Origin of the sequence: Psychrobacter sp. Ps6 (genome assembly GCF_022129235.1) — a bacterium.
Taxonomy (GTDB): Bacteria; Pseudomonadota; Gammaproteobacteria; order Pseudomonadales; family Moraxellaceae; genus Psychrobacter.
Genome location: NZ_JADQAI010000004.1, coordinates 62,031 through 88,747 on the forward strand (window position 1 = coordinate 62,031; position 26,717 = coordinate 88,747).

Genomic DNA, 26,717 nt, shown 5'->3' on the forward strand with positions numbered 1-26,717 from the left:
AAAGATAGGCAGATATTCATGAAAACACCGCACATATTGATGATGGCAGCTGGGACGGGCGGACATGTTTTTCCTGCGCTTGCAGTGAGCGACGAGCTGACCGGTCGCGGTGCGGTTATTCATTGGCTTGGAACGCCAAACGGTATGGAAAACGGTTTGGTTGAACCGACGGGTTATCCTTTTCATGCCATCAATATGCAGGGGCTGCGTGGTAAAGGGGTTGGTCGTTTAGTTAAGCTGCCAGTAACGTTATTGTCAGCGACGATGGCTGCGGTGAAAGTGATTCGCAGCAATCAGATTGACGTAGTCGTTGGTTTTGGTGGCTATGTAAGTGCGCCTGGTGGACTTGCTGCACGTCTGACCAATACACCGCTGATTATCCATGAACAAAATGCCATCGCTGGTATGAGCAATCGTTATCTGTCTAAGCTGTCTACCAAAGTATTACAAGCATTCGAGAACACCTTTGCCAATAGTGAACAAGATGCCAAGCTTGAAACAGTTGGCAATCCTGTGCGTAACGCCATCACTGGTGTCGCAGAGCCAACGGTGCGTTATGACGTCAATGATAGCTCACCGCTTAAACTGCTGGTCGTGGGTGGTTCGCTTGGTGCTCAGGTATTGAATGATACCGTGCCAAAAGCACTAGCGTTACTCAACCAGCCATTTGAAGTCCTTCATCAATGCGGACGCAATAACGAAGCAGCCACCCAGGCGGCTTATAGCGAGCAAGATTTAAGCAAGCATCAGTTCACAGTGCAGCCCTTTATCGATGATATGGCGGCGGCCTACAACTGGGCAGATATTATCGTTTGTCGCGCTGGTGCATTGACAGTGACTGAAATCCAAAATGTCGGTATTGCTGCTATTTTTGTACCGCTACCACATGCGGTTGATGACCATCAAACCGCCAATGCGCGCACATTGACTTCACATGCTGCTGCGATCTTATTGCCACAGTCAGAGCTAACGGCCAAACGTTTAAGTGATGAGCTTAGCGTACTTAGTCGAGAGAAATGCCTTGAGATGGCCAAAAAAGGTCATGCGCTTGCCAATCGTAGTGCGAGTACGCAAGTGGCTGATATTATTTGGCAAGCTTTATAGTTTCGCCTTTTGCCACTCGTTATTTTTTACTGATCATATTTTACTGTCCTTTAATTTTTATTATCCCTTAATAAAGAGAAAATTTTATGTCTACCTCTGCCAAAGCCCTTCCTAAGCGTTTGATTGAAATACCAGAAATGCGCCGTATTCAGCATTTGCATTTTATTGGTATTGGTGGCTCAGGCATGTGCGGTATCGCTGAGGTAATGAACAATCAAGGCTATCAAGTCAGTGGTTCTGACATTGCAGAAAGCTTGGTGACCAAGCGTCTACAGCAGATTGGCATCAAAATATCGATTGGTCATGACTCCAAAAACATTGCCAACGCTGATGTCATTGTCGTGTCATCAGCGATTGATCGTAGCAATCCTGAGGTAAAAGCCGCGCTTGAAGCTCGCCTGCCAGTCGTACGCCGCGCCGATATGCTTGGCGAGTTGATGCGCTATCGTCATGGTATTGCCGTTGCTGGTGCTCATGGTAAAACAACGACGACCAGTTTGCTCACCACCATGATGGCAGAAGGACAGCTAGATCCTACCTATGTGATTGGTGGTAAGCTAAATGCCTCAGGTAAAAATGCAGCACTAGGTAATAGCCGTTTCTTGGTAGCAGAAGCGGACGAGTCCGATGCGTCTTTTTTATCACTGCGTCCAATGGCAGCAATTGTGACCAATATCGATCAAGATCACATGGAAACCTATGGCAACAGCTTTGATAATTTAAAAGCCGCATACATTCAATTTTTACATAATATGCCGTTTTATGGTTTGGCCGTGGTATGCGGTGATGACCCTGAGCTGTATGCAATGATCGATGATATTGGTCGTCCAGTATTGACCTTTGGCCTTGAGCCATTTAATGACGTACAAGCTGTCGATTTGGTGACAGAAGGTACCAAGACTCACTTTACGGTATTGCGCCGTGACCGTGAACCATTGCGTCTGACGTTAAACATTCCTGGTACACACAATGTCTACAACGCACTGGCTGCTATCACCATGGCAACGGACGAAGGTGTCGATGATGCAGCGATTGAGCGTGCCTTGCAGAAATTCGAAGGGGTAGGCCGCCGATTTGAGCAGCATGCCTCGGTCGATATCGATGATGGCAATGTCCTATTGATTGACGATTACGGTCATCATCCAAAAGAAGTTGACGCAACCATCAAAGCCGCTCGCCAAAGCTTTCCTGATCGCCGTTTAGTGATGTTATTTCAACCGCATCGTTATAGCCGTACCCGTGATTGCTATGACGATTTTGTTGAAGTGCTATCAAGTGTTGATGAGCTGCTACTATTGGATGTATATTCAGCAGGTGAAAGCCCGATTATAGGCGCTGATACCAAGTCATTAGCACGTAGTATCCGTCTGCGCGGTGAAGTTGAACCGACGATTATTGACAAAGACAATCTTGCCCCTGTGATGCAGCGTTTATTAAAAGCCAATGACATGCTTATCACGCAAGGCGCGGGTAATGTGGGGCAGATCGCTATTGATTTGGCTGCCAATAATCTTTACATCAAGTAAGCTAAAATTTAGGAACCATCTTCATGACGACTAATAATAAAGAAAACATGAGTACTCAGAATCTCGCTATCGATGATACCGAAGATAAGTCAGCCATTAGCAATCCAGAACCAGCATTGGCGGCGGCTGCACAAGCAGGACAAAGCGACGCGAGCATTTCGCCAAATGAAAAAGCGAATGAAAAATCTATCAGTACGATGACTGGTCATGTAAAAGATGCCGCTCAGTTTGGTAAAGTCGCTGTGATCTATGGTGGTAGCAGCAATGAGCGCAGCGTGTCTTTGGATAGCGGTGCGGCCGTACTGCAAGCACTGCAAAACCAAGGTGTCGACGCCACTCATTTTGACCCTAAGCATCAAGACATTACAGAATTGCGTGAGTACGATCGTGTGTTTAATGTCTTGCACGGTCGTGGCGGCGAAGATGGCCTATTGCAAGGTGTACTACAGTGGTTTGATATACCGCAAACGGGATCTGGCATTTTGGCATCAGCGCTGGGTATGGACAAAGTGCGTACCAAACAACTATGGCAAGGTTGCGGCTTATCCACAGCGCCGTTTTCATTATTGACGGCTGATACCGACTGGCAGCAAGTGGTCAACATGCTAGGGCTACCACTTATTATTAAACCCGTTCATGAAGGTTCAAGTATTGGTATGACCAAGGTCAACCATCTTGATGAGCTACCTGCTGCCTATGCCACAGCAGTGCAGTGTGGTGATGCCGTGATGGCTGAGCGCTGGATCACAGGCCGTGAGTTTACGATTGTGATTATCGATGACGAAGCTTACCCTGTCATTCGCCTTGAGCCTGCTGATATCACAAACTTCTATGACTTTGAAGCTAAGTACAATCGTAACGATACCAGCTACTATATTCCTTGCGGATTGAGTGCTGCTGATGAGAAGCATCTGCAAGATTTAAGTCTGGCGGCATTCCGTGCAGTGGATGCAAAAGGCTGGGGACGTATTGACGCCATGCAGGATGAAGCAGGGAATTTTTGGTTGCTTGAGATCAATACTGTGCCCGGTATGACCAGTCATAGTTTGGTACCGATGGCAGCCAAAGCTCGAGGCATGGATTTTGATACGTTGTGCTGGCACATATTATCGCAGACAGTCTAATTTTTTGATGTGATGTTCATCGTATTTATCATAATTTTTTAACAATGAGTCTGATGACAATCACTTCGAGTAAATGAGCCATGTTAAAGCATGGGCAATGATAAATTATGTAGAAGTTTATAACTGCTCAGCTTTATCACTTTTGTAGCATGGCGATTTTAGCCAAAAAAGTCGTTAATGTGTCACTAGAGCTGCTATAACACAGTTTCATGTAAACTTGTGTAAATTCAAGGCTGCTAGCGAGCGTTACGCTATTGTTTGCCTATAAAATACGTTAATATTGTAAGAATAGCTTTGTTTTAGTAATATTTACGTTTTTTGTAGGGATAACCTATAAGTTATTCATAACCTAAGAAAAATGTTACGTTTAAATAAGAATAATCGCTGACTATCAGTATTTTTATTGACAGTCTTTGATAATATATTGCCTTAATAAGCTTCTGCAAAAACTTGCAGGTTTACATCAATAATTAGCATGATCAGTTTTATGCAAATATAGGGACAAAGGTCGTTATGGCTCAAACTGTCAACGAGGTAACTGACTTGATGAGTGATAAAGCCGGTCGCCCAGTATCTAAACTCCAACTACCGACCTCGGCCCGATATCTTTTTATGATATTGGTATTAGGATTATTGGTACTAATATTGATAATGGGTGGTAAAGCGTTACGTGATGCACCGCCTGCTGAGATTCATGTCAGCAACCAAGGGCTCTCTACCGCTCAATATAACTCATTGCAGACAGTGATGGACCAGCAAAAGGTCAGCAGTTTTTTTACTTCTGATTTGCAAGCATTAAGAGATATTACGACAAGCCTTGCATGGGTTGATCAAGTGAGTATCTCTCGAGACTGGCAACGCGGCATTGTAGTTACTGCACTACCTAAGCAAGCAGTCGCTAATTTTGGGACAGAGCGCTTGGTTGATGCAAAAGGATCTGTGTTCGTTCCTGCTGATAGTAATGACTTGACGCAAGAGCGCTTTGCTACTCTGCAAGGTGAAATGGCTCAAGCGCCAGTCATTATGCAGCAAATGCAGCAAGTCAATGATTGGTATGCGCCACTTGATATGCAGGTTGAAGACATTATTTTGTCACCAAGAATGACTTGGCTCATTCGTTTTGATAATGGTTTGCGCGTCATCGTCGATAATGAGAATACCGCACAAAAACTACTGAATCTAAGCCAGTTACTGGGTAATCAGTTAAGCGGACGCCGAGATGAGATGCAGTCTGTAGACTTACGCTACAAGAACGGTTTTACGATTGCTTGGGATATGTCAGCGCCGCCAGTTGATGAGCCCAAATAATTAAAGCAATACTGATGAGTGATTACTTGAGTCGAAACTGTTTGCCCAAAATGAATAATATATGTACAACATCATAGCGTATTAACAGCGCTTTTTTTTAATGATTCAATAGGATGGCGTTATTTGCGCTCCTATTTAGTAATAATTTGTCTGGTACCATGAAATATAACGAAAATTTGGTTGTTGTCCATCTAAGTGCCACGGCAGTGTATGTCGTAATTGGCAATGTTGTCTCTGCAAAAGACATTCGTATCTTAGGCGTAGGGCAAGTTAAAAATAGCGATTTTTATCAAGGCCAAATTAAGCATCGTGAACGCCTACAAGGTGCTATCAAGCAAGCCATCCAAGAAGCAGAGGATACTGCCAATTGCCGCGTGCATAGCGTGTGGTTGACGCTCGCAACACCTGAGCTATCTAGTAAAAACAGTGCTGGAGAGGTGAGGGTTGAGGACGAGTTCGTACGTGCCAAAGATATGGTACAGGCCTTGTCTAATGCCAAGTCGCGCGATCTGCCATCCGATTACTATCTCATGCATTGCTGCCAGCAAGGTATCTATGTTGATGATCAAGACTTCATGGTCGACGATGTGATTGAGATGATGGCACATAATATCACTGTGATGTACCACATGATGATGATGCCTGTCGCTAGCCGCCAAAATATTCAAAAACTACTACAAAGCTGCGATGTTGGTATTGACCATATCGTATTTGATGCAGTGACCAGTGCTGAATATAGCCTAATGCCTGAAGAGCGTCAGCAAGGGGTTTGCTTAGTAGATATCGGTGCTAGTACGACCAGTATCTGCGTCTACAAAGAAAACAAATTGATTTTTACGCACTGCATTGCTACTGGCAGCCATGAAGTGACAATGGATATCTCCGCTGATTTTGGTATATCGATGATTGAAGCTGAGAAACTGAAAAAGTCTCATGGTACCGCTGATGCCAATAGTGTCGACCCAAGCTCATTCTTTTTGTTTAAACCGCAAGGATCGAGTGATGAAATCAACATCGGTATCTATAATTTAGCACGTATCATTGAAGCGCGTTATGTGCAGATATTCACTGAAGTCGCTCGTCAACTGCATGAAGCAGGTTTAATAGGCTATATTGACAAAGGTATCGTGCTGACAGGTGGCGGTAGTACGATTAAAGGAATGATACCGTTTGCTAAACGGCTGCTCAAAATGCCAGTGGTATTGACCAATACACATCCTGCTATTAGTGCTTACAATCATTTTGATAACGATGAGTCATTTAAACAGCTTAATAGTCAGGTCAATGACCGGGCTTACCAAACAGCTTTTGGCACACTATTATATAGTCAAAGTGAGCAGTTTCACCGCAGTGAAAAAAGCGAACCTGATACGATTCAAAAAAATCGAGTCACAGGGGTCTTTCAAAGCGCAGGCAAACGCTTTGCTGATGTGTTGAAAAAAATACTATAGACATACCTACCAAATATGTAGAGCATAAACGCTTTTGTAGGATGCTCTTAAATAAAGTAAGCAAAAATTGAAGTCATATTGAAAGCAATGCGCTAAACAGTAACAGTAATACCTTAAGCGATGATGACCTATTATGGTCCGCGCTGAACTATTTGATCCATAGCCCTGTTTTATTTAAATACATTTATATATAGTATGTCGATAGCGCGCCATATGAGTGCGTTACTACGTATCGACCTACACGCTATCTGCAACTGGAGAATCTTTTTTATGTCAAAATACACCATGCCAGATGATAACCAGCTTCAAAATAACGGCCAAGCGAGCTTCACTGTATTCGGTGTTGGCGGCGGCGGCGGTAATGCGGTTGAACATATGGTACAACAAGGGATTAGAGGTGTAACGTTCGTCTGTGCTAATACAGATAAGCAAGCGCTAGATCGTCTGACTGCACCGCACAAACTACAACTGGGTGCAAAAACGAACCGTGGTCTAGGTGCAGGTGCAAATCCAGAAGTTGGTCGTGAAGCAGCAGAAAGCGAAGAAGAAGCTATCCGTGCATTGCTTGAACACTCAGATATGGTATTTATCACTGCTGGTATGGGTGGTGGTACAGGTACAGGTGCAGCACCAGTGGTTGCACGTATTGCCAAAGAAATGGAAGTATTGACGGTTGCTGTTGTGACCACACCATTTAAATTTGAAGGTGGCAAACGTATCAAAGCTGCGAAAGCAGGTATCGAGCAGTTGACCAATTTCGTTGATTCAATTATCACGATTCCAAATGATAAGTTGATGAGCGTATACGGCAACATCTCTATGCAAGACGCTTTCAAAAAAGCGGACGATGTTTTGCTACATGCGGTTCAAGGTATTGCAGAGACGATCGCTAGCGAAGGTATGATCAATATTGACTTTAACGACATTCGTACGGCAATGACAGCTAAAGGTCATGCAATGATGGGTATTGGCCGTGCAAGCGGTGATGATCGTGCGCGTCAAGCCACCGAAAAAGCCATCAGATCACCACTACTTGATGATTTACGTCTAGAGAATGCCAAAGGCTTACTTGTCAACGTGATTTCTTCTGAGTCACTATCACTCGATGAGATGAGCAAAATCAGCATTATTGTTGAAGAAATCACTGATATCGACGATGCTCATATTTTCTACGGTTCTGTAATCGATGAAAAAATGGGTGATGACTTGCATGTGACGGTTATTGCAACGGGTCTGACCTTAGATGAAAACGCAGGCCAAGAGCCAGAAGTGGTTGAGCAACCTGTTCCTTCTGTGAATAGTACACAACCTGTCGATCCTAATGTACATACCAGTGCATTAAATAGCCAGAAGAAATCACAAGCTCAACTGCATCAAGATAACGTTAATACTGCACGCCCAAGTGCGCCTCAAGAGCAGACAAAAACCAAAACCAACAGCATCCAAGACTATCTGAAGCGTCAACAGAACAAATAGTTTTTTAGTATTCAGTTAAAAAAAGCCAGCGCTCAAACGCTGGCTTTTTTGTGTCTGCATAGAAAATACTAGCTTATAAAAGAAGAACGACAAAATCAGGAGTATCGCAAAATGTTTCTGATCGAAAAATATGTCCAGAATTTAGTGTTTTAAAGCGTTTAATAGGGCATAAAACTGTGAAAACATATGGTGAGATAATGACGATAAGTGTTATCAATCAAAGAGATAAGGAAATTAACGCTTTTTATTTGTAGCGAATATGGGGGAGGTAGTGGTACACTATGTCAATTGTAACAAAATATGTGAGAAGACAGCCATGAACCAAAGAACCATAAAGACAGCGATAGCCGTTACAGGTACTGGTCTCCATAGTGGTCAGCCTGTTGACTTGGAGTTTCATCCACAGCCGGTTGATACTGGTATTGTTTTCGAGCGCTCTGATATTGTAGGCAGCGAACCTATTCCAGCAAGTGCTTTTTTGGTGCAAGACACGATGATGTCATCAAACTTAGTATTTGGTGGTACGCGCGTAGGTACGGTTGAGCACTTGTTAAGTGCGATCGCTGGGCTTGGCGTAGATAATCTATTGATTCGTGTTTCTGCTTCAGAAATACCGATTATGGATGGTAGTGCCGCTCCTTTTGTTGCTTTGCTACTTGATGCAGGATTCTGTGAACAAGATGCTTTAAAGAAATTCATTAAGATTGTACGACCAGTACGAGTCAAAGTAGATGATAAATGGGCAGAGCTACGTCCTTATGACGGGTTTGAATTGAACTTTGAGATTGACTTTGATCACCCTGCTATTGACAAAAATTTTCAACATGCTCAGTTGCAATTCTCCACCCAAAACTTTATTGAGCAGCTAAGCGAAGCACGTACTTTTGGCTTTTTGCGTGATATCGAGGCAATGCGCCAGAACAATTTGGCCTTGGGCGGTAGTATGGAAAATGCCATCGTCATTGATGATACCAATATTCTTAATGAAGAAGGCCTACGCTTTAATGATGAATTTGTTCGCCATAAAATTTTAGATGCGCTCGGAGATTTATATCTGATTGGTTATCCTATCGTCGGTCGTTTTAATGCCTACAAATCTGGTCATGCATTAAATAATTTGTTAGTGCGTGAAATACTCTCTGATGAAAATAACTTTGAAATTGTAACTTTTGATGACAATGTAACATGCCCAATCGAATATTCACCGCTAAATGGTTTAGCAGTTGAAGGATAAATACAGGAATATACACGAAGTATCGAAACATTTACGCAATATTACATAGCAACGCTATAATTACATTTATATAATATGCAATATTTTGAATATAAAGTCTATAGCATTTTGTGAATTTTATTCCAAGGCAGAGTGCGTAAAAGCTGTAGGTGATTTCCAAATCATCTATTGGTTCTATTCATAAATTGAATGTCACCAATAGATGGTTTTTTTTGTTTAGGACATTACAAAAAGGCAGCGTTATCAATCTCATTTCACGGTTTTGTTTACATAACTTTACATTGTAATATCTGTATTTTTAGTGATTTGCTAGGCGTAGGAGGGCTTTTTTTAGATTTTCATCAGTGGTGACATGCTCTGCAGCCTGTGATATAGTCCGTTTTGTGTTTTGGCTAAGAGCCTGATTTTCATTGGCTTTACAAGGTTTGGACAAGGTTGCTGATAACGCTGATGATTGTTTAGATGAATAATTATTAGCAGATGTTTTAGCTACTACAACGCGAATTTGCTTGAGTTGTTTAAATGTAATTGACTGCTCTGTTAATACTTGCAAATACGCGTTTTGTAAATAGCGAATATGATTAGCCGCTGTCATCGAGCCTACACTGAGTATTAACTGCTCAGAGGTTAAGCCTACGACCCAACAGGTATTGAGGATTTCCTCAGGTAGACAGTCTACCAGCAGCTCTTTTACCTCATTGGTCGCTTCTATATATAGCTGCATGTTATTAGCAAGAGTTTGAGGTAGCGCACTACCAGCAAACGCTTGATGATCTATAAGCTGGGCAAGCCGATTAGGCTGTTTTTTTGACATCGTGATGACTCATCTATTAGGTGACAAACTCGATATGTAGAATAGACATGCTAAAAGCGATATATAGCAAAATTTTATGAGGTAGTTGACTAAACGGGCGATGATACTGGTGTTAGTCACTATAAAAGAACGAGCTGTTGTGATAAAGATTTTATCATGTTTGTTTAATGATTATATCTTCTAAATTAATTGATGTTTCGTCACGGATGACGAGCAGACTTGTATTAACAATAGGTAGTAAATTTATGAAACAAGCTTTATTAATTTTGTCAGTATTGGGAATGGGTATCGCACAGACGAGCGGTGCTGCTGAAACAACCTTTCAACCAAATAATACCTTGAGTCATACCATCACAAATATTTCTACTTCTGCGAACTATGGTTCTAGTCGCAACATCTACAGCACTAACAGTGGTGCTCATGTATATAGCAACGATGAGATCAGTCAAGCCATTGACAACCTAAGCGCTCATGCTAAGCAAAAAGAATATCAGCTTGCGTCACTCACTAGCCGTTTATCATACGAGCAGCGTCAACAGCAAGCAAGCCGTGTACCTGACCGCAATTCTGCTCCTGCTATCGCAGCGGCAAACGCATCACGAGTCGCACTATCTAGAAGTTCTGGCTACTGTGCCCGCTATGTACGTAAAGCGCTACAGTCAGCAGGTTACGAATTTACGCCTAATCCTTCAGCTTATCAATATGCCTCTCGTGGCACACTAGCCCAAGCAGGCTTTACCAAAATCAGTAACGATATGGAACCTCAAGTTGGTGACGTCGTTGTCTATAACCGCACATCAAGCCGTCCACATGGTCATATCCAGATTTTTGATGGCAATGACTGGGTATCTGATTTCCGTCAAAACAGCATTAGCCCATATAGCGGTAACTACAGCTATACGACATGGCGTGACTCGCGGTATGTTGATGATGCATCAGACCGTGGTATCTACCTTGCGATGGCTGACAATTAATTGTCAGTTAAATGAATTAAAAGTTTTCTCCAAACTCAGTAATGCTCTTTATGACATTGCTGGGTTTTTTTTGCTTTAAATAATGATATCTAAGAATAGCCATATCTAAATAAGCGCAGCTCGTAGAAGGAAATCAAAGCACAAATTTTGGCCAATAGTCGCGATTATGAAAATCAGGCGGGGAGGCATGCTGAGGGGCAAAATATAAACTAGTCTCACCGAGCTGTAAAATAACACAAGGATGTATCTGCTCAATAATCGTATTTGCAATGGCGTATTTTTGATTAGGAAATTCGACTAGAGGAATGTTAAAGCCTCGCTCATAGTAATGAAGCGAATACGCCTCCGGTGATTTATCAAATAACGCTTTCTGTATTATGTCCTGTGTATTTATATTATCCGTCCACTCAATAGAAGCACGTGTATGTCCATCAGCCTCGTATAAAGGTGTTGGTGGTAATGTGGCAGGTTTACGATAGCTTTTAAACTTATAGAGTGCATAGCGGCCATCAGGGTTGGTATTAATCTCAATGTAAGATTCAGCGTCTTGAATCTCAGTAATGTCTTTATCACTTGAAGTGTCACCAGCGATAAAGCATTCAAGGCAAGTTTCTTCCCATAGATAGTCAGCAAATCTTACTTGGGTTTGCTGCCAAGTCGGCCAAACCAATTGATTGGCTAATATTTGACTGGGTAAAGCGATTTGATAGGTCAACTGTAATTGCAGTGCTGGCTGTCGAACGATCTTAGCGTTCACCTTGACGCAAATACGCTGTAACTCTTCTACTGTCACATCCAGTTGCTGTGCGTCACTTTCCAGCGTCTCGGTGGCGATAACAAGATTAAAAAATTGGTTCATTGTTTAACAAACTCTGTAGTACTTTTAAAAAGTAATGGAAAATGATTCAACCGACTAAATAGGGCGTATCCCTAATTCAAACGTTTATCACCATTTTTAAAATAGGGACACGCCCTAGGCTGATACGACAAACTAAGTAAATCCAAAACCAGCAGACAACATAAAAGCCGCGAGCAAGATGCATCGCGGCTTTTATAATTACCGTCATTATTTAAGCTGATGCGGCGTACTGTTACTCAAACAAAGCCTGTCATGACATATTACTGCGCGTGACGTGCTAGGTTAGACAGTTTAGGGTTGGCATTTGGGTTTTGACGTAGCAATAATGCCATACGTCCAATAGAATGAACCAAAGACGCATTAGCCGCTTTAGCAAGTTCAGCGCCAACGATGTCGCGCTCTTCTTTTGTGCCAGCAGGCAGTTTTACTTTGATAAGCTCATGATCTGTTAGCGCGCGATCAATCTCTTCGGTAATGGTTGGGGTAATACCCTTGTTGCCGATCATAACGATAGGCTTTAGCTCGTGACCGATGCCTTTTAGACGTTTGATGGTAGCGTTATCGAGTTGCATAGAATTCCTAGGTGTTGGTAAAAATAAAAATGGTACTGTCAAAAACAGTTAGTGATCATTATAGATAATCTGTGACCATCTTGCATGAGATCAGCAGGATTTTGCACGATTTTACGTGACGAAAATGTTAAACTGAATGTTTGGTACATTATAAACGCTACTGCCTTATAAAACAGTTATTTAACCAATAGAATTTGGTCAGTTTGCGACCAACCATGAATAAAAAATTTGATTAACACCGTATTTAGAATAATCCGCAACGGATTAGTATCAGTTTGTAAGTGATAGCGCAATTAAAGCAGCTAGATTTAGTCAAGCAATAGGAGCAGGTATTTTGGCCACGCGTATCGAAAACAAAAAACTATCAAAGAGCAGCAGTGCTTGGATGAAAGAGCACATTGACGATCACTATGTACAGAAAGCTCAAAAAGATGGCTACCGTGCCCGTGCCGCCTATAAGTTATTAGAGATTAATGAAAAAACCAACCTGATTAAAAAAGGCATGACGGTTGTAGACTTGGGTAGTGCGCCTGGCAGTTGGTCTCAAGTAGCGGGACAGTTGGTTGGTGACGACGGTATCTTGATTGCCTCTGATATTCTGGCGATGGATGCTTTGCCTGACGTTACCTTTATTCAGGGTGACTTTCGTGAAGCTGAAGTGTTTGATGCCATTATGGCAGAAGTAGGCGATAGGCAAGTCGACGTGGTATTGTCTGATATGGCACCCAATACGGCGGGAAATAGCGCTATCGATCAGCCGCGTATGATGTACTTATGCGAGCTGGCAGTGGACTTTGCTTTATCAACCTTACCCAAAGGTGGCGCACTTATTATGAAAGTGTTTCAAGGTGAAGGTACACAAGAATTACGCAAGCAGATGCAGCAGGATTTTAGTAAGATTCGTAGTATAAAGCCAGGTGCTTCGCGACCGCGATCAAAAGAGATGTTTTGGATAGCGATTAAATAGTTTTAACATCAATAAGTTGCTGCTATTGTAAGCGATATAATGAATCACCATAGACTATTATTATCATAGGGTGAAAATCGCTACAATCGTTAACTGAATAATCATGAAAGCTGCTTGAATTATACGGGTTGGCACCACATATCATGGTATATTACCTTTGTTTTTAGCATATGTTTTAGGCAAAGTCGTCTGATAATAAGCGTTTTATAAGCTCAATGATGATAAGTTTGCACTTATATTGTATTGATTACTTGTAAAAACAGTCTTTATGCTATTTATATATCATACAAGTCTAAGTGAAGTTTTTTTGATATTAGGAAGTTTATCGAAAATGAGTAATACGTTTATAGACGTCACGTGTTTAGTAAACACACCAATAAGTAAGGGATGGGAATAACTAGTGAGCGACATGGTAAAAAATACCTTATTGTGGCTGGTGGTAATCGGCGTTTTGGTGCTGGTGTTTAGTGGCTTTGATCAATCATCTGAGCCAGATAACCTTAACTACTCTGAGTTTGTGACCGCTGTGTCAGAAAACCAAGTAGCCAGTGTCGAAATCGACGGCGAACAGATCACCGGCGAGAAGAAAAATGGCTCATCTTTTGAGACCATTAGACCAGCTGTGACAGATGACCAGTTGATGCCAATGCTACGTGAGAACCAAGTCGAAGTCCAAGGGACCGCACCAAAGCGCCAAAGCGTATTGATGCAACTACTGATAGCCAGTTTCCCAATTTTACTGATTATTGGTCTGTTTTTATTCTTTATGCGTAATATGCAAGGCGGCGCTGGCGGTAAAGGCGGCGGCCCAATGAGCTTTGGTAAGTCAAAAGCGAAGATGTTGACGGAAGACCAAATCAAGGTAAATTTTGAAGATGTGGCTGGTTGTGAAGAAGCCAAAGAAGAAGTCGTTGAAGTGGTCGATTTCTTACGTGATCCGGATAAATTTACCAAACTTGGTGCAACGATTCCTCGTGGTATCTTAATGGTGGGTCCACCGGGTACGGGTAAGACATTGCTAGCAAGAGCCATTGCTGGTGAAGCTAAAGTACCATTCTTCTCAATCTCAGGTTCTGACTTTGTTGAGATGTTCGTTGGTGTAGGTGCATCACGTGTACGCGATATGTTCGAGCAGGCGAAAAAGAGCGCGCCTTGTATTATCTTTATCGATGAGATTGATGCGGTCGGGCGTCATCGTGGCTCTGGTATGGGCGGCGGTAATGATGAGCGTGAGCAAACGTTGAACCAGTTATTGGTTGAGATGGATGGCTTTGAGGGCAATGAAGGGGTAATCGTCATTGCAGCGACCAACCGCGCTGACGTATTAGATAAAGCGCTATTGCGTCCAGGTCGTTTTGACCGTCAGGTACAAGTAGGCTTGCCAGACATCAAAGGCCGTGAGCAGATTTTAAAAGTGCATTTAAGAAAACTGCCAAACACTATCAGTGTCGATGCAGGTTCTCTTGCTCGTGGTACGCCAGGATTTAGTGGTGCGCAATTAGCAAACCTTGTTAATGAAGCGGCATTATTTGCGGCGCGTCGCAACAAAACCAGCGTCGATATGAATGACTTTGAAGATGCCAAAGATAAGCTATACATGGGTCCTGAGCGTAAATCGATGGTGATACGCGAAGAAGAGCGCCGTGCGACTGCGTATCATGAAGCAGGCCATGCGCTAGTAGCTGAGCTACTGCCAGGTACTGATCCTGTGCATAAGGTCACTATTATGCCTCGTGGTTTTGCGCTTGGTGTTACTTGGCAGTTGCCTGAGCACGATCAAACCAGCATGTACAAATCTAAGATGTTAAGCGACATTGCGATTTTGTTCGGTGGTCGTATCGCTGAGGAAGTCTTTATCAATCAGATGTCAACGGGTGCTTCAAACGACTTTGAACGTGCAACCAAAATGGCACGCGCAATGGTCACGAAGTACGGTATGTCTGATGCACTAGGTGTCATGGTGTATGAAGATGATGACAGCTCGCAAGGATACTTTGGCGGCGGTGGTCGTACGATTTCAGAAGCCACGCAGCAAAAGGTCGATGAAGAAGTGCGCCGTATGCTAGAAGAGCAGTACGATATCGCTCGCGAATTGATTGAAGCCAATCAAGATAAAATGCATGCAATGGTCGAAGCGCTCATGAACTGGGAAACCATTGATCGTGACCAATTGCAAGATATTCTAGCAGGTGAAGAACCGCGTCCACCAAGAGTCTATCAGCATAACGAAGTTAACTTGTCAAAAAACGACATTAAAACGACTACTTCTACACCGCCACCATTACCAGCGATGTAGTACATATCTGATTTGTATTTGATAAAAAGCCCTTTATGAGAAAGGGCTTTTTTATTGCTTTCATTTTATGAAGGGCTTAGGACGTCATAAGATTTACTGGTATCATAAGCACAGATAACGAACCCTCGAGCTATTTTATACAATTTATTTATGATGGATCGGTCATGTCATTATTTCAGCCTTTACCCAACTACAAGATATCAAGCCGTAATAAAACCTTGAATTTGTCTGAGCCGCATATCATGGGTATCTTGAATGTAACGCCAGATTCATTCTCAGATGGTGGGCAGTTCAATGCGGTAGAAAGTGCCGTTGCTCATTGTCAGAGAATGATGGATAACGGTGCTACTATTATTGATATTGGTGGCGAATCTACTCGTCCCAATGCAGATGCTGTAGCGACTGCTGAGGAGCTACAACGGGTTGTGCCAGTAGTACAAGCTATACGCCAGCATTGTGGAGACGGTATTTGGTTGTCTATTGATACCAGCAATCCAGAGGTCATGCAGGCAGCGTTTGATGCTGGTGCTGATATTTGGAACGATGTCAGAGCACTAAAACGTACTGGCGCTGCAGAACTGGCCGCTAGCCTCGATATTCCTGTCATGCTGATGCATATGCGCGGTGAGCCAACGACGATGAACAATCTGGCACAGTATGACGATGTGATTGATGAAGTGAGCACAGAACTGACCGCACGTATCGAAGAGGTAATGCGCCTTGGGGTTAAGCAGGAAAATATTATTATTGATCCAGGTTTTGGTTTTGCCAAAAACTATGAGCATCATTGTGCTTTATTAAGTCAGTTGGATAGCTTACGGGCATTGGGTTTACCAATGATGTTTGGTATTTCACGTAAGCGCTTTTTGGCAGAGGTATTGACCAATAGCGGTCTCAAAGTATTGCAAACCACTCAAGCGACAGAACGAGATGCAGTAGGGACTGCTGCTGGGATATTTGCGCTACAACAAGGTGCAAGCATCATCCGCACGCATAATGTAGGGATGATGCAGCAAGCAGTGGCCTTATGGAGTCAATTAGCGACGTACCATCATGAGCATCGTATTATTAGTACAAATGCTTGATAAAGATGCATCACGATAAGCATATAAATGCAATATTTACAATCCAGTTCTCCACCATGATTGAATATCACATCAAAAACTATTGAAATAAAAGAGAGTATCTCTATGACCAGTATCACTCAGCCAGAACCGACCAATGAGCAGCGCCGTATTATTTATCAAGCTCGTCGCGGCTTAAAAGAGTTAGATTTTTATATCGATCCTTATGTCAAAGAGCTATATCTGACAGCAGATTCTGCTGAGCAAGAAACCTTTGCCCAAATGCTCACCCATGAAGACCCTGATCTATTAGATTATTTTACCAATCAGAATCGTCCAGAAGAAGATGACATATGGGCGCTAGTCAATAAGATAAAAACATGGCGTCATACCAAAGACTTGGTATAGATGCTGTGCAATTGATTGGCATATATAGATGACATTAGTAACGTCTCTACGCATTGATACAGCTATCCAGCCTGCCAGTTACTTACGTTGGCTGCTGTATGTTAGCTTGGCCGCCATCATGATTGTGTTGGCATGGCTGGCCTCTTTAGCGTTTTGGCAGTACCTAATTATCTTTATAGTGTCAGCAGCGGTTGCAAGTTATCTAGCCATATCTCGACCAACCATACTGCATCTTAGCCAACCACCCCTTGGTCAGCGTATGGATAAACAATGGCAGTTGTTGATGCGAACAGGCCGCGGCGATGAGCTATGGCAAGCGCATTTAATCTCTGTCAACCGCTATCAATTGGCAATGGTTTTTGAGTTCAGTATCGTTGAGCCTTATCAGCGATCTTTATCAATGACTATATTTCGCGATCAAGTAAGCCTTGAGCAATGGCGAGAGCTTAGTATTTTAGCCAATATCAATAAAGGTTAAATTTGCTAATTAGTCTTCATATCTTTATTCAGTTTTTCTCTCTTTTTTATGAGCTTACGATTACCTACATGCCATAACAAAACAACTATCTCGATGCTCAAAGAGTTTTGTTATATTAAAAGTCAATAACAAAGCACATAAACCGACTGTCTTATTTTTCAAATTTATACAAGCGAAAAGCAAGTATTTATAAGATTAGGCAGTAGGTTTTTATGATAAATAATATGACAAAAAGAGGAATAGAGTATGAGCTTATTAGGGAATTTGGTCAGCCAAGTCGCACGTAGCGCAATGAATCCAGACGATGCTCAGCGCAACCCAGTCAACCAACGCACCGACCCACGTCGTACTGGCGGCTTGGGCGATATATTAGGCAGCGTATTGGGCAGCGGTAGTCAAGGAGGTGGCTATAATCCGCAGCAATACGATCGTAAGCCAGATAATGGCTTCGGGCTAGACGATATCATTGGTGGTTTGGCTGGTGGCAATCAGCGTGGTAGCGTCAGCTCAGGCGCTGGTGGACTGGGAGATATCTTAGGTAGTGTGTTGGGCGGTCAGCGTAACAGTAGTGGCTTTGGCGGCAAAGGGATGCTTATCGCTGTCCTTATGCCAATGGTGCTGAGCTGGATCAAGCGTAATGGCGGTATAGGCGGTGCATTATCAAAAGTTACTGGCATGGGTCATGCTGAACAAGCACGCTCTTGGATGAGCACGAATGAGGTCAATGACAACTTGGACCCGAATGAAATAAACCAGCTGTTTGACGAAAACGAAATCCAGCAAGTAGCAGCGCGCACGGGTGCAAACGAAGCAGAAGTACGTCAAGGTTTGGCTGAATTACTGCCTGAGGTGATGAACCAGCTCACGCCTAATGGCAATCTAGATAATGAGGCTGAAGCCAACGAAGAGATTGATCAAATTATCAGTCAGCTATCTAATCGTCTCGGTACTTTAAAGTAACGGATTGAATTAAAAAAGCTTAGAGTCATAAATTTAGAGTACGTTTGACGACGTGCTCTTTTTTATGTCTATTGTAATAGTATTAAGGTTTTAAAATCGCTCATCTAACGTCTCCACTGTATAGTTGAGCGCTGCAAAGCAGATATCTGTATTGAACCCTCGATACTGCAAAAATCGCAGTTGTTTGGCTTTGTCTTTTTGCTCAGTAGGTATGTCATCACCGTATTTTTTAGTACGGGCTACCACAGCGAGTTTTAGCCAATCTACGCCATCGACCAAATTATCTGCACTGTCATCGACAAATTCGCTAAATTCTTCAGAGTCGCTATTTGCCATATCAATCAATTCATCGATATTGCCTGGCATAGCGATTTGTTTACGATAGAACTCTTGCTTGATTCGCCCGCGTCCACGACCTTTACGAATATTCTCACGTATGAGCATTAGGGTAGTACGATAATCGCTCTGATAGCCTTTTTCCGCGAACTCATCGAGTAGGGCATCGATTTTTTCTGGGTCTTGTTCTTTGTCGATCAGTTTTTGTTTGAGCTCAGCCTTGCCATATTCACGGCGTGACAAGTAATAGAATGCGAGCCAACGTAGTCGGCTTTCAGCTTTAATGGCATCGATTTCTGCTTGTTTTTGTTCAGGGGTACGTAAGTAAGCTTTGAGAGCGGCTGGTATATTATCGTCTTGGCTGTCTATATCACTATCATTAGCGGTAGACAATTCGGATTCATGATCCGAGCTTCCTGAAGACGGTTCAATACTATTGTCTATAGCTGAACTATCCTCTGTCTCATCACGATGAGCGCTGAGTTTGACTTCTGCCAGCATCTCTTTGATGGTTTGTGCTTCAGGTGGCTGATAAGCAGGTGTATTACTTGGCTCAGCGGTGAAGTTAGCAGCTGGATGAAAGCGCTTTTTACGTTTTTTGGATTTGGAGGTCTTTTTTATCTTAGCAGAAGATTCTTCAAAATACGCTGTATCAACAGTAGGCTCACTAGTGCTTGAATCATCTTGAGCTGGGTATTTGGAAGGCCTGCTAGATTTACCTGATTTTTTAGATGTGTTTTGATAGGAGTGTTTAGTAGGTTTTTTTCGTTTGCTATCAACAGAACTAGCTGAGTCGGTTTCCGACTCAGCTAAGATTTCAGCCAATGTTTTAATTTTCATAATAAGTCATGATTATTTATAGCGGTCACTGATAATGGTTACTAGCAAACCATTATTGTACAGATTCAGGTGCCAGTTCTACATCGTCAGTTTCAGGCGCTTTGCTATCTTTTTTCGTACCAAGTTTTTCGTCACGAATTTTATCTTCGATCTCTTTGGCAATAGCAGGGTTTTCTTTTAAGAATAGGACAGAGTTCGCTTTACCTTGACCGATTTTTTCATCGCCATAGCTGTACCATGAACCTGCCTTACCAACCGCGCCAATCTCGACGCCCAAGTCAATCACTTCAGCCAAATGGTTGGTACCTTCGCCATAAGTAATTTCAAACTCAGCTTGGCGGAAAGGTGGTGCCATTTTGTTTTTGATGACTTTGACACGGGTTTGGTTACCGATGATCTCATCACCATTTTTGACCGCGCCAATGCGGCGAATGTCCATACGGACAGAGGCGTAAAACTTAAGGGCATTACCACCAGTTGTAGTCTCTGGGCTACCAAACATAACACCAATTTTCATACGGATTTGGTTAATAAACACAACCATACAATTAGAGCGTTTGGCATTACCAGTAATCTTACGTAGCGCTTGGCTCATCAGACGCGCTTGCAGACCCATGTGTGAGTCACCCATCTCGCCTTCAATTTCTGCACGCGGAGTCAAGGCAGCAACTGAGTCAATAACGATCATATCGATCGCGCCTGAACGCACGAGCATGTCAGTAATTTCAAGCGCTTGCTCACCGTTATCAGGTTGCGATAGTAGTAAGTCATCGGTATTGACGCCCAGCTTGCGTGCATACACAGGGTCAAGCGCATGCTCAGCATCGATAAACGCACAGGTGCCGCCTTGTTTTTGACACTCTGCGATTGCTTGCAAGGTCATTGTGGTTTTACCTGAGCTCTCAGGGCCGTAGATCTCGATGATACGACCTTTTGGCAATCCACCAATACCAAGTGCGATATCTAGACCAAGAGAACCTGTTGAGACCACATCGGCATCAAGAATGGCTGAATCATCACCCAGATGCATGATGGTATTTTTACCAAATTGCTTTTCAATTTGACCTAATGCCGCTTTGAGGGCTTTGGCTTTATTGTCGTCCATACTGGATTCCTTTTTTGATAATTGATTTGGCGCTATAGATAAAAGATTTATACGTCTAAGAGTGATAACTGGTGCATACTGAGCAGCGCTAGTAAGGTAAATAACATAGCTATTAGCGCTCTGACAACTGGCTTAAATAAACAGGTTGTCATACGACTGCTATCAGTAGTAATATCGAGATATCGCTCTACTATACAGTAAAATTAAATAACGAGAGAAGTAAAAATAAGTTCATAATCAATCACAGTTACAATAGATTTTGAGTCGGATATTGATGACTAATAGTTATCTGAGTCTCTGTAATGCTATTGATTCGATAGAGTGATTATAACAAAATCCAAGCGCTATATTGAGTCTTGGACGACGCTAAACGACACTGAATGTCGTACGATATAAGAGTGAGGATTCACGAAGATAGCCATTTGTTCAAATGTGTTTTTGAACCTGATAACAGCTATGTTTGTCAATAGACTTATGAGTTGTCCACAACAAATAATGTGTTTATTTTTATTGATTGTGAAACATTATAAACGGCTAAATTATTTTTGAAAATATTTAAAATAATTTTTTATGGCTTTGTATTTGATATAAGTATTTGATTTAAAATAATTTTTTAATTGTACAAAAAATGAACGATTTTACCTTATCCTTTAAGTTTCCTAGGCATATAGTTGTCAAGTGGTGACTTATACACAGGGTTATCCACAGCTTATGGGGAGAACTCTCGAAGCCCTTATGGTATCTATGCTTGCGTGTATAGGTTATATATTGCAAGCTTCCAATGTTGTGTGTCAAAGATGATTTTTCATCGACAAATGGGGCCCTAGGCGCTATGTTTCACATAATTACAATTTATGATTCTTTCACGTATTACCATACTATAGGGCTTTGAAGTCAAGAGTATGACGAGATAAAAGCAACCAACGACCCGCTAAGCATATTTATAGCCATGATAGCAAGCTTATAAACGGGCACAAAAAAGCGGCTAAATAGAATAGCCGCTTTGTCAAAATTATCGATAGCAAGATTGTGTTTGTTAGTCTTTGATATAGATCAAATCCCAGACCCCGTGACCACGCTCAAGACCGCGACGCTCAAACTTGGTCATTGGACGAAAGTCAGGACGGTCGGTAAAGTTGCCTGCGCCTGCTTTATTGGTCAATCCAGCAAAACCATCCAATACCTCAACCATCCAAAATGCATAATGCTCCCAGTCAGTGGCTGTATGAAACCAACCGCCTTGTTTTAGACTGCGCGTAACGATAGCCATACGCTCAGGACTGACGAAACGGCGTTTGTAATGACGCTTCTTTTGCCATGGATCAGGAAAGTATAGCTGAATACGGTCAATATGATTTTCTGGTAGTTGCTTCAGCAATTGAATAGCGTCGCCATTGATGATTTTGACATTGCTTAAGTCTTGCGTTCCTGCCATGTAAGCGCATTTACCAATACCTGGCTCGTGCACTTCGACACCGACGAAATTGCGCGTGGGCTCTGCGGCTGCCATCTCGATAAATGAATCACCCAAACCAAAACCAATCTCTAAGGTCAGCGGTGCGTCAGAACCATTCGGGCTATCAGCGAACAATGCTCGCAAGTCATCAATACCTGAAAGGTCGCCATCGCCGAAACTGTTATTGACCAAATACTCAGAAAATTCTGGTGCGGTGAGTGCTAGCTCGGCGTTTTTGTTCATATGCGTGCGCCGTTTCATGAACGTATTAACGATGCGAATGTGTTTGTCAGAGCTAGGTTCAATCTCTTGGCTAGCGTTTGCAGCCGTATCGATAGGCGCACTAGTATTATTAGAGGTTTGCTCATCAGTAGTATCATTACTATTGATGCTGTCATTGATATCAGAATGTTGACTCATAGGATTTGTAAGGCTTAATTAAGTGAGTGAGGTTGGCTCATTATAAGTTAAATCCATACAACTGTGAACGTGCAATCCTATTTTAGCGCGTTTGCTGCTCAGTTCTGTCGTTTCTCTATCCTAGATATGGTTTTTAGCGTTATCATAGTGTCATCGTTAAGAGATATTTTTTCTGAGAGTCAGTAGAGCGTATTGCCATGCTATTTATTGAGACGGATTCACCGCCACCGTTTTATCAAGAGTCATTAACACCTGCTAAACGCAAGCAACTGGATCAATGGTTTATCGGTGATCGTACCCAGCGCTATTATCTCAAGCGCTTTGAGCAGTTTGATCGGCAAGGCTATCTGTCGCCAAAATGGCATTGGGCCGCATTTTTTATGACGTTTCCTTGGCTGCTATACCGCAAGCGCTATATGGATGCCATTGTATATAGCGTGGCAGGGTGGTCATTTATTCAGCTTAATGTTGCTATCGTCTTAGTTGCCTTTGAGTTTGTGGCGATGTCTTATGTACCAGACGTTTATCAAATGGCGACGCGAATCGGTATTGCTGCGATTATTTGGTTGTTTTGGTCTGCTATGGTGGCACGCTGGACAGATGCATATTATTACCGGATGGCGCGACGTGAGATTGCAGATGCAATTAACGATTATCCGCGAGATGAGGCGGCACAGCAAGCACATTTGAAAAAAGAAGGCGGCGTTAGTTTATTTGGATTGGCATTAGGGTTTGGTTTTTTTGCCTTTGCATTATTGGTCATTAAGGTGCAGTTTTTACCTATTATTGCCAAACCAAAAGAAAATGAAGTGCTATTTGATGCTTATGATATTGCCAAAAATGCCCAAAACCGAGTAGCGTTGATTTATCAGCAGACAGGGCGGTGTCCTGTAGATTTGCCACTCAGTACCGAGGAGCAACAGGTGCGCATGTATGTCGATACTCAAGCTGCTGGCGTGCCGATGACTGATTGTGCAGTGATTGCAACGATTCAAAATGTGACGTTCCCAATCCGCTATCTGAACGAGCAGACATTGGTTTTTTATCATATACCAGACAGTGATAACTGGGACTGCACAAGCTCACTGAATAAAAAACAAGCCCCTAAAAACTGCCTGTCTGACTAGGAGCTATACCTATCTAGTTTTTGCTAGTGTTTAGAGTCTGTTGCGGTATCGTCTGTTTCGTCAACTGGTGTCGCTTGGCTCTTCAAGGCTTCGTAGAAATCGGTCAAATCCATCTTGCGCGCTTTGCCGATATCTTCATCAAATAGGCTTTCAAGCTCTGCCATCGCTGATTGTGCGGACTCAATCATGCTGGCTTCATCATCGTAAATGGCTTGCTGACGCTCAATCAGGTCGTCATCATAATCACGGAACGTTTTCACTGTTTCTCGAGCTTTTTCTGGAGAGATACCGAGTAGCTGTAGCGACTCACGTGACATGTCTAAAGATGACAAGTAAGTCTCACGCCAAATGTGACGCACACCAACTTCGCGCAAGCGGTAGTAATGCTGACGATCACGCGCTCTGGCTAATACAATCAACTCAGGATAGTTTTTGCGTAAATACTGAGCGGTGGTGATAGAGCGCTCTAGGTCATCGATTGCCAAAATAAAGACACGCGCCTTTTGAATACCTGCCGCTCGTAGAATCTCAGGGTTTTTTGGGTCGCCGTAATAGACTTGATTACCAAATTTACGTACGAAATCTACTCGGTTGGCAGAACGTTCAATGGCTGTGAATTCAATGTTATGCATACGAAGCACACGACCGATGATCTGACCGACTCGGCCAAAGCCTGCGATGATCACCTGATGCTCATGATCAGGAATGGTGTCATATTCTCGACTTGGTTTGCGCTTGGCAAATAATGGTTCGCCTATTTTTTCTAATAACAAAAAGGCTAGCGGTGTCAGTGCCATCGAGATCGTAACGACAAGGTTCAGCGTATTGGCAAGATCAGGACGTAAGACATTTTGGGCGGTGGCGACACTGAACAGGACAAAGGCAAATTCACCGCCTTGAGCCAAGGTCACACCCAATCTGATACTCGTTGGCCAGCGGTTACCGGATACTTTAGCGATGGCTGCAATCACTGCAAACTTGATAAACATTAAAGCGAGGGCACAGCCAATAATAAATATCGGCTTGGCCAAAATAAGTTTCACGTCAGTGAGCATACCCACTGACATGAAAAATAGACCTAATAGCAATCCTTTAAACGGCTCGATACTGGCCTCTAACTCGTGTCGATACTCAGAGTCGGCTAACAACACACCTGTCAAAAATGCACCTAGTGCCATTGATAGACCAATTTGCCCCATCAGAATAGACACGCCCATGACGATAAACAACGCGACCGCCGTTAGTAATTCTGAAGCACCGCTTGAGGCCACAAATTTAAAGAAGGGTCGAACCACATAACGACTGGCAAAAATCAAACCAGCAAAGACTGCGAATACTTTCCCAAAGTAGAGTAAATCGTAGCTTTGCTCACGAACTCCTGATAAGAACGGAATGACCGCTAATAAAGGAATAACCGCAATGTCTTGGAATAGCAAGATAGTAAAAGCTTCGCGGCCATGTGTGCTTGAAAGCTGCTGTTTTTCGGTCAATATCTGCAGCACAAAAGCGGTCGAGGAGAGTGCCAAACCAAAGCCAACGATAAAAGCGGTATCTAGCTGTAAGGCGAAAAAATGGTGCAATAGCCCCATCAATAGCGTACCAGTCAGCCCAACCTGTAGACCGCCAAGAACGAATATAGAGCGGCGCAGCGCCCAAAGCCGTGAGGGCTGTAGCTCAAGACCAATAATGAACAGCAGCATGACCACGCCAAACTCTGAAAAGTGCAATAGACTTTCAGCGTCACCCGCCACATCCAAACCGCTTGGACCCAGTATAAGCCCTGTGATGAGGTAGCCTAGGACCGTTGCAATACCGAAGCGTTTACCAAGGGGAACAAAGAGCAGCGCTGCTCCCAAAAAGATAGTGGCTTGTAACATTAGATTTGGTGAGCCGGCGGCGGCAGCGAACATCTGGAATCCTCAGAAATTAGGACAAAATAAGCAATTTAAAACGGATATAACTAAAATTAGTATCACGAAAAAATATAAAATCAACATATATTATTTTTTGCGATAAATCTTCCAAACACCATTATCTGCAAGTGAATTGTTATAAGCATCGTTGCGGCGCTTGCGCGGTGTTTGCCTGCTATCAACAATCTTAAAATCAGGCAAAGCATGGACGATAAGGCCAGTACGATAAAAACGTACCCGTTCAGGCTCTAGCATCTCACCCTTGCTATCGCGGCAAAAAACATAAGCACGTAGGTCAATAAATTCACGATGAGCGACCAAACGCGCTTCGTCATCATTATCCAGTACCGCTGTCATACGGGCAACTTCATCATCAGTGTAGTGTCCACATTTATCAGTCAGCGCACCAACTGAGCCAAAGCTTTTAGATTCCTTGGCTCGCGTTTTGGTTAAATGTAGGCGCTGAACATGGTAGATAAACTGCGGTATCTCAAGACTGGCTGGGAGCGGCAGATAATCAGGTGGCATATTGGCCGCTGGATAAAAATCCTTGGCGCGCTCAAGTAGATTTTGCCAGCGCTGCTGATAAGTCTGTACCTCTGCTAAGTTGCCTTCATAGATAGGCATATCGCGAATCTGGCGCAAAATATCAGGCGGAAATTGCTCATGACGAAAGTTTGCAATGTCCTCTTGCAACGTCGATAGCAAAACTTTGGCGTGTTTTTTGCCGTCTTTTGACGTAGGATCATCGATATAGTCTGGGGCGACAAAGGGTGCTGAGCGTCTAGACATAATGTTATATCATCAATGGATCGTGAAAAGGGGTAGTCAGTCTTAAGTATACAGAATTTATATCAAAAATATGGTCGAGAGATAGGGTTTTTCATCACTTTTAACATGCTATT

At 42.9% G+C, this 26,717-nt stretch carries 23 protein-coding genes; 15 read left to right on the top strand and 8 right to left on the bottom strand.

The annotated features are described in order from the left end of the window. Positions 1–18: 18 nt before the first annotated feature. From murG to lpxC, 7 genes are all read left to right on the top strand, one after another. The gene (gene murG, locus I3255_RS06115) at positions 19–1,104 is read left to right on the top strand and encodes an undecaprenyldiphospho-muramoylpentapeptide beta-N-acetylglucosaminyltransferase (protein WP_238037914.1); all 1,086 of its coding nucleotides are present in this window, start codon (positions 19–21) and stop codon (positions 1,102–1,104) included. An 86-nt stretch (positions 1,105–1,190) separates the two neighbouring features. Beyond that, positions 1,191–2,630, top strand: coding sequence for a UDP-N-acetylmuramate--L-alanine ligase (gene murC / locus I3255_RS06120; RefSeq protein WP_238037916.1), 1,440 nt, complete (start codon positions 1,191–1,193; stop codon positions 2,628–2,630). A gap of 197 nt (positions 2,631–2,827) precedes the next feature. After that, complete coding sequence (locus tag I3255_RS06125; RefSeq protein WP_201598195.1) at positions 2,828–3,754, top strand: D-alanine--D-alanine ligase; 927 nt, start codon at positions 2,828–2,830, stop codon at positions 3,752–3,754. A 513-nt stretch (positions 3,755–4,267) separates the two neighbouring features. Beyond that, positions 4,268–5,062 (top strand): cell division protein FtsQ/DivIB, encoded by a 795-nt coding sequence (locus I3255_RS06130; protein WP_238037918.1) that lies wholly within the window; start codon positions 4,268–4,270, stop codon positions 5,060–5,062. A gap of 113 nt (positions 5,063–5,175) precedes the next feature. Continuing rightward, complete coding sequence (gene ftsA, locus I3255_RS06135; RefSeq protein ID WP_238037920.1) at positions 5,176–6,513, top strand: cell division protein FtsA; 1,338 nt, start codon at positions 5,176–5,178, stop codon at positions 6,511–6,513. 270 nt (positions 6,514–6,783) lie between these two features. Next, complete coding sequence (ftsZ, locus tag I3255_RS06140; protein WP_058024577.1) at positions 6,784–7,989, top strand: cell division protein FtsZ; 1,206 nt, start codon at positions 6,784–6,786, stop codon at positions 7,987–7,989. A 316-nt stretch (positions 7,990–8,305) separates the two neighbouring features. Further along, positions 8,306–9,223: a UDP-3-O-acyl-N-acetylglucosamine deacetylase gene (lpxC, locus tag I3255_RS06145; protein WP_238037922.1), complete on the top strand. Its 918-nt coding sequence runs from the start codon at positions 8,306–8,308 to the stop codon at positions 9,221–9,223. A gap of 298 nt (positions 9,224–9,521) precedes the next feature. Here lpxC and I3255_RS06150 read toward each other — a convergent pair whose 3' ends face one another. Continuing rightward, entirely contained in the window at positions 9,522–10,037 is a 516-nt protein-coding gene (locus I3255_RS06150) for a hypothetical protein (RefSeq protein WP_238037925.1), read from the bottom strand. A gap of 245 nt (positions 10,038–10,282) precedes the next feature. On the opposite strand from I3255_RS06150, the gene I3255_RS06155 reads away from it, so the two are divergent. Then, positions 10,283–11,011, top strand: coding sequence for a CHAP domain-containing protein (locus tag I3255_RS06155; RefSeq protein ID WP_238037927.1), 729 nt, complete (start codon positions 10,283–10,285; stop codon positions 11,009–11,011). Positions 11,012–11,144: 133 nt separating this feature from the next. Here the strand turns inward: I3255_RS06155 and I3255_RS06160 are convergent, their stop codons facing one another. Both I3255_RS06160 and I3255_RS06165 read right to left on the bottom strand, forming a co-directional pair. Continuing rightward, on the bottom strand, positions 11,145–11,870 hold the full coding sequence (locus I3255_RS06160) for a hypothetical protein (protein WP_238037930.1): 726 nt from the start codon (positions 11,868–11,870) through the stop codon (positions 11,145–11,147). Positions 11,871–12,130: 260 nt separating this feature from the next. Next, positions 12,131–12,442: a YhbY family RNA-binding protein gene (locus I3255_RS06165; protein ID WP_058024582.1), complete on the bottom strand. Its 312-nt coding sequence runs from the start codon at positions 12,440–12,442 to the stop codon at positions 12,131–12,133. Between the two features lie 334 nt (positions 12,443–12,776). On the opposite strand from I3255_RS06165, the gene I3255_RS06170 reads away from it, so the two are divergent. The 6 genes from I3255_RS06170 (at position 12,777) to I3255_RS06195 (ending at position 18,615) form a co-directional block, all read left to right on the top strand. Further along, positions 12,777–13,409, top strand: coding sequence for an SAM-dependent methyltransferase (locus I3255_RS06170; RefSeq protein ID WP_238037932.1), 633 nt, complete (start codon positions 12,777–12,779; stop codon positions 13,407–13,409). Positions 13,410–13,809: 400 nt separating this feature from the next. Then, positions 13,810–15,705: an ATP-dependent zinc metalloprotease FtsH gene (ftsH, locus tag I3255_RS06175; protein ID WP_238037935.1), complete on the top strand. Its 1,896-nt coding sequence runs from the start codon at positions 13,810–13,812 to the stop codon at positions 15,703–15,705. A 164-nt stretch (positions 15,706–15,869) separates the two neighbouring features. Beyond that, on the top strand, positions 15,870–16,790 hold the full coding sequence (gene folP / locus I3255_RS06180) for a dihydropteroate synthase (RefSeq protein WP_238037937.1): 921 nt from the start codon (positions 15,870–15,872) through the stop codon (positions 16,788–16,790). A 105-nt stretch (positions 16,791–16,895) separates the two neighbouring features. Then, positions 16,896–17,177 (top strand): succinate dehydrogenase assembly factor 2, encoded by a 282-nt coding sequence (locus tag I3255_RS06185; protein ID WP_201598062.1) that lies wholly within the window; start codon positions 16,896–16,898, stop codon positions 17,175–17,177. Between the two features lie 28 nt (positions 17,178–17,205). Further along, complete coding sequence (locus I3255_RS06190) at positions 17,206–17,655, top strand: hypothetical protein (protein WP_238037940.1); 450 nt, start codon at positions 17,206–17,208, stop codon at positions 17,653–17,655. A 246-nt stretch (positions 17,656–17,901) separates the two neighbouring features. Continuing rightward, on the top strand, positions 17,902–18,615 hold the full coding sequence (locus I3255_RS06195; RefSeq protein ID WP_238037942.1) for a YidB family protein: 714 nt from the start codon (positions 17,902–17,904) through the stop codon (positions 18,613–18,615). Positions 18,616–18,705: 90 nt separating this feature from the next. On the opposite strand, the gene I3255_RS06200 is transcribed toward I3255_RS06195, so the two are convergent. From I3255_RS06200 to trmB, 3 genes are all read right to left on the bottom strand, one after another. Continuing rightward, positions 18,706–19,791: a regulatory protein RecX gene (locus I3255_RS06200; RefSeq protein ID WP_238037945.1), complete on the bottom strand. Its 1,086-nt coding sequence runs from the start codon at positions 19,789–19,791 to the stop codon at positions 18,706–18,708. Positions 19,792–19,843: 52 nt separating this feature from the next. Further along, positions 19,844–20,896 (bottom strand): recombinase RecA, encoded by a 1,053-nt coding sequence (gene recA / locus I3255_RS06205; protein WP_238037946.1) that lies wholly within the window; start codon positions 20,894–20,896, stop codon positions 19,844–19,846. A 1,036-nt stretch (positions 20,897–21,932) separates the two neighbouring features. Beyond that, positions 21,933–22,772 carry a tRNA (guanosine(46)-N7)-methyltransferase TrmB gene (gene trmB, locus I3255_RS06210; RefSeq protein WP_238037948.1) on the bottom strand — a complete coding sequence of 280 codons (840 nt, stop codon included), beginning with the start codon at positions 22,770–22,772 and terminating at the stop codon, positions 21,933–21,935. Positions 22,773–22,969: 197 nt separating this feature from the next. Here trmB and I3255_RS06215 point away from each other — a divergent pair, with 197 nt between their 5' ends. Then, the gene (locus I3255_RS06215; protein WP_238037950.1) at positions 22,970–23,899 is read left to right on the top strand and encodes a DUF2628 domain-containing protein; all 930 of its coding nucleotides are present in this window, start codon (positions 22,970–22,972) and stop codon (positions 23,897–23,899) included. Between the two features lie 23 nt (positions 23,900–23,922). Here the strand turns inward: I3255_RS06215 and I3255_RS06220 are convergent, their stop codons facing one another. Together I3255_RS06220 and I3255_RS06225 are read right to left on the bottom strand one after the other, a co-directional pair. Continuing rightward, the gene (locus tag I3255_RS06220) at positions 23,923–25,809 is read right to left on the bottom strand and encodes a monovalent cation:proton antiporter-2 (CPA2) family protein (RefSeq protein ID WP_238037952.1); all 1,887 of its coding nucleotides are present in this window, start codon (positions 25,807–25,809) and stop codon (positions 23,923–23,925) included. Positions 25,810–25,899: 90 nt separating this feature from the next. After that, the gene (locus I3255_RS06225; RefSeq protein ID WP_238037953.1) at positions 25,900–26,604 is read right to left on the bottom strand and encodes a hypothetical protein; all 705 of its coding nucleotides are present in this window, start codon (positions 26,602–26,604) and stop codon (positions 25,900–25,902) included. Between the last annotated feature and the right edge of the window lie 113 nt (positions 26,605–26,717).

Bases quoted from the DNA above. Each gene is read 5' to 3' on its own strand.
- I3255_RS06220 (WP_238037952.1), bottom strand. From the start codon at position 25,809: ATGTTCGCTGCCGCCGCCGGCTCACCAAATCTAATGTTACAAGCCACT.
- recA (WP_238037946.1), bottom strand. From the start codon at position 20,896: ATGGACGACAATAAAGCCAAAGCCCTCAAAGCGGCATTAGGTCAAATT.
- I3255_RS06195 (WP_238037942.1), top strand. From the start codon at position 17,902: ATGAGCTTATTAGGGAATTTGGTCAGCCAAGTCGCACGTAGCGCAATG.
- I3255_RS06150 (WP_238037925.1), bottom strand. From the start codon at position 10,037: ATGTCAAAAAAACAGCCTAATCGGCTTGCCCAGCTTATAGATCATCAA.
- I3255_RS06185 (WP_201598062.1), top strand. From the start codon at position 16,896: ATGACCAGTATCACTCAGCCAGAACCGACCAATGAGCAGCGCCGTATT.
- I3255_RS06200 (WP_238037945.1), bottom strand. From the start codon at position 19,791: ATGAAAATTAAAACATTGGCTGAAATCTTAGCTGAGTCGGAAACCGAC.
- I3255_RS06125 (WP_201598195.1), top strand. From the start codon at position 2,828: ATGACTGGTCATGTAAAAGATGCCGCTCAGTTTGGTAAAGTCGCTGTG.
- murG (WP_238037914.1), top strand. From the start codon at position 19: ATGAAAACACCGCACATATTGATGATGGCAGCTGGGACGGGCGGACAT.
- ftsZ (WP_058024577.1), top strand. From the start codon at position 6,784: ATGTCAAAATACACCATGCCAGATGATAACCAGCTTCAAAATAACGGC.
- I3255_RS06160 (WP_238037930.1), bottom strand. From the start codon at position 11,870: ATGAACCAATTTTTTAATCTTGTTATCGCCACCGAGACGCTGGAAAGT.
- I3255_RS06165 (WP_058024582.1), bottom strand. From the start codon at position 12,442: ATGCAACTCGATAACGCTACCATCAAACGTCTAAAAGGCATCGGTCAC.
- I3255_RS06215 (WP_238037950.1), top strand. From the start codon at position 22,970: ATGCTATTTATTGAGACGGATTCACCGCCACCGTTTTATCAAGAGTCA.
- folP (WP_238037937.1), top strand. From the start codon at position 15,870: ATGTCATTATTTCAGCCTTTACCCAACTACAAGATATCAAGCCGTAAT.
- lpxC (WP_238037922.1), top strand. From the start codon at position 8,306: ATGAACCAAAGAACCATAAAGACAGCGATAGCCGTTACAGGTACTGGT.
- I3255_RS06225 (WP_238037953.1), bottom strand. From the start codon at position 26,604: ATGTCTAGACGCTCAGCACCCTTTGTCGCCCCAGACTATATCGATGAT.
- I3255_RS06190 (WP_238037940.1), top strand. From the start codon at position 17,206: ATGACATTAGTAACGTCTCTACGCATTGATACAGCTATCCAGCCTGCC.
- I3255_RS06155 (WP_238037927.1), top strand. From the start codon at position 10,283: ATGAAACAAGCTTTATTAATTTTGTCAGTATTGGGAATGGGTATCGCA.
- I3255_RS06130 (WP_238037918.1), top strand. From the start codon at position 4,268: ATGGCTCAAACTGTCAACGAGGTAACTGACTTGATGAGTGATAAAGCC.
- trmB (WP_238037948.1), bottom strand. From the start codon at position 22,772: ATGAGTCAACATTCTGATATCAATGACAGCATCAATAGTAATGATACT.
- ftsA (WP_238037920.1), top strand. From the start codon at position 5,176: ATGGCGTTATTTGCGCTCCTATTTAGTAATAATTTGTCTGGTACCATG.
- murC (WP_238037916.1), top strand. From the start codon at position 1,191: ATGTCTACCTCTGCCAAAGCCCTTCCTAAGCGTTTGATTGAAATACCA.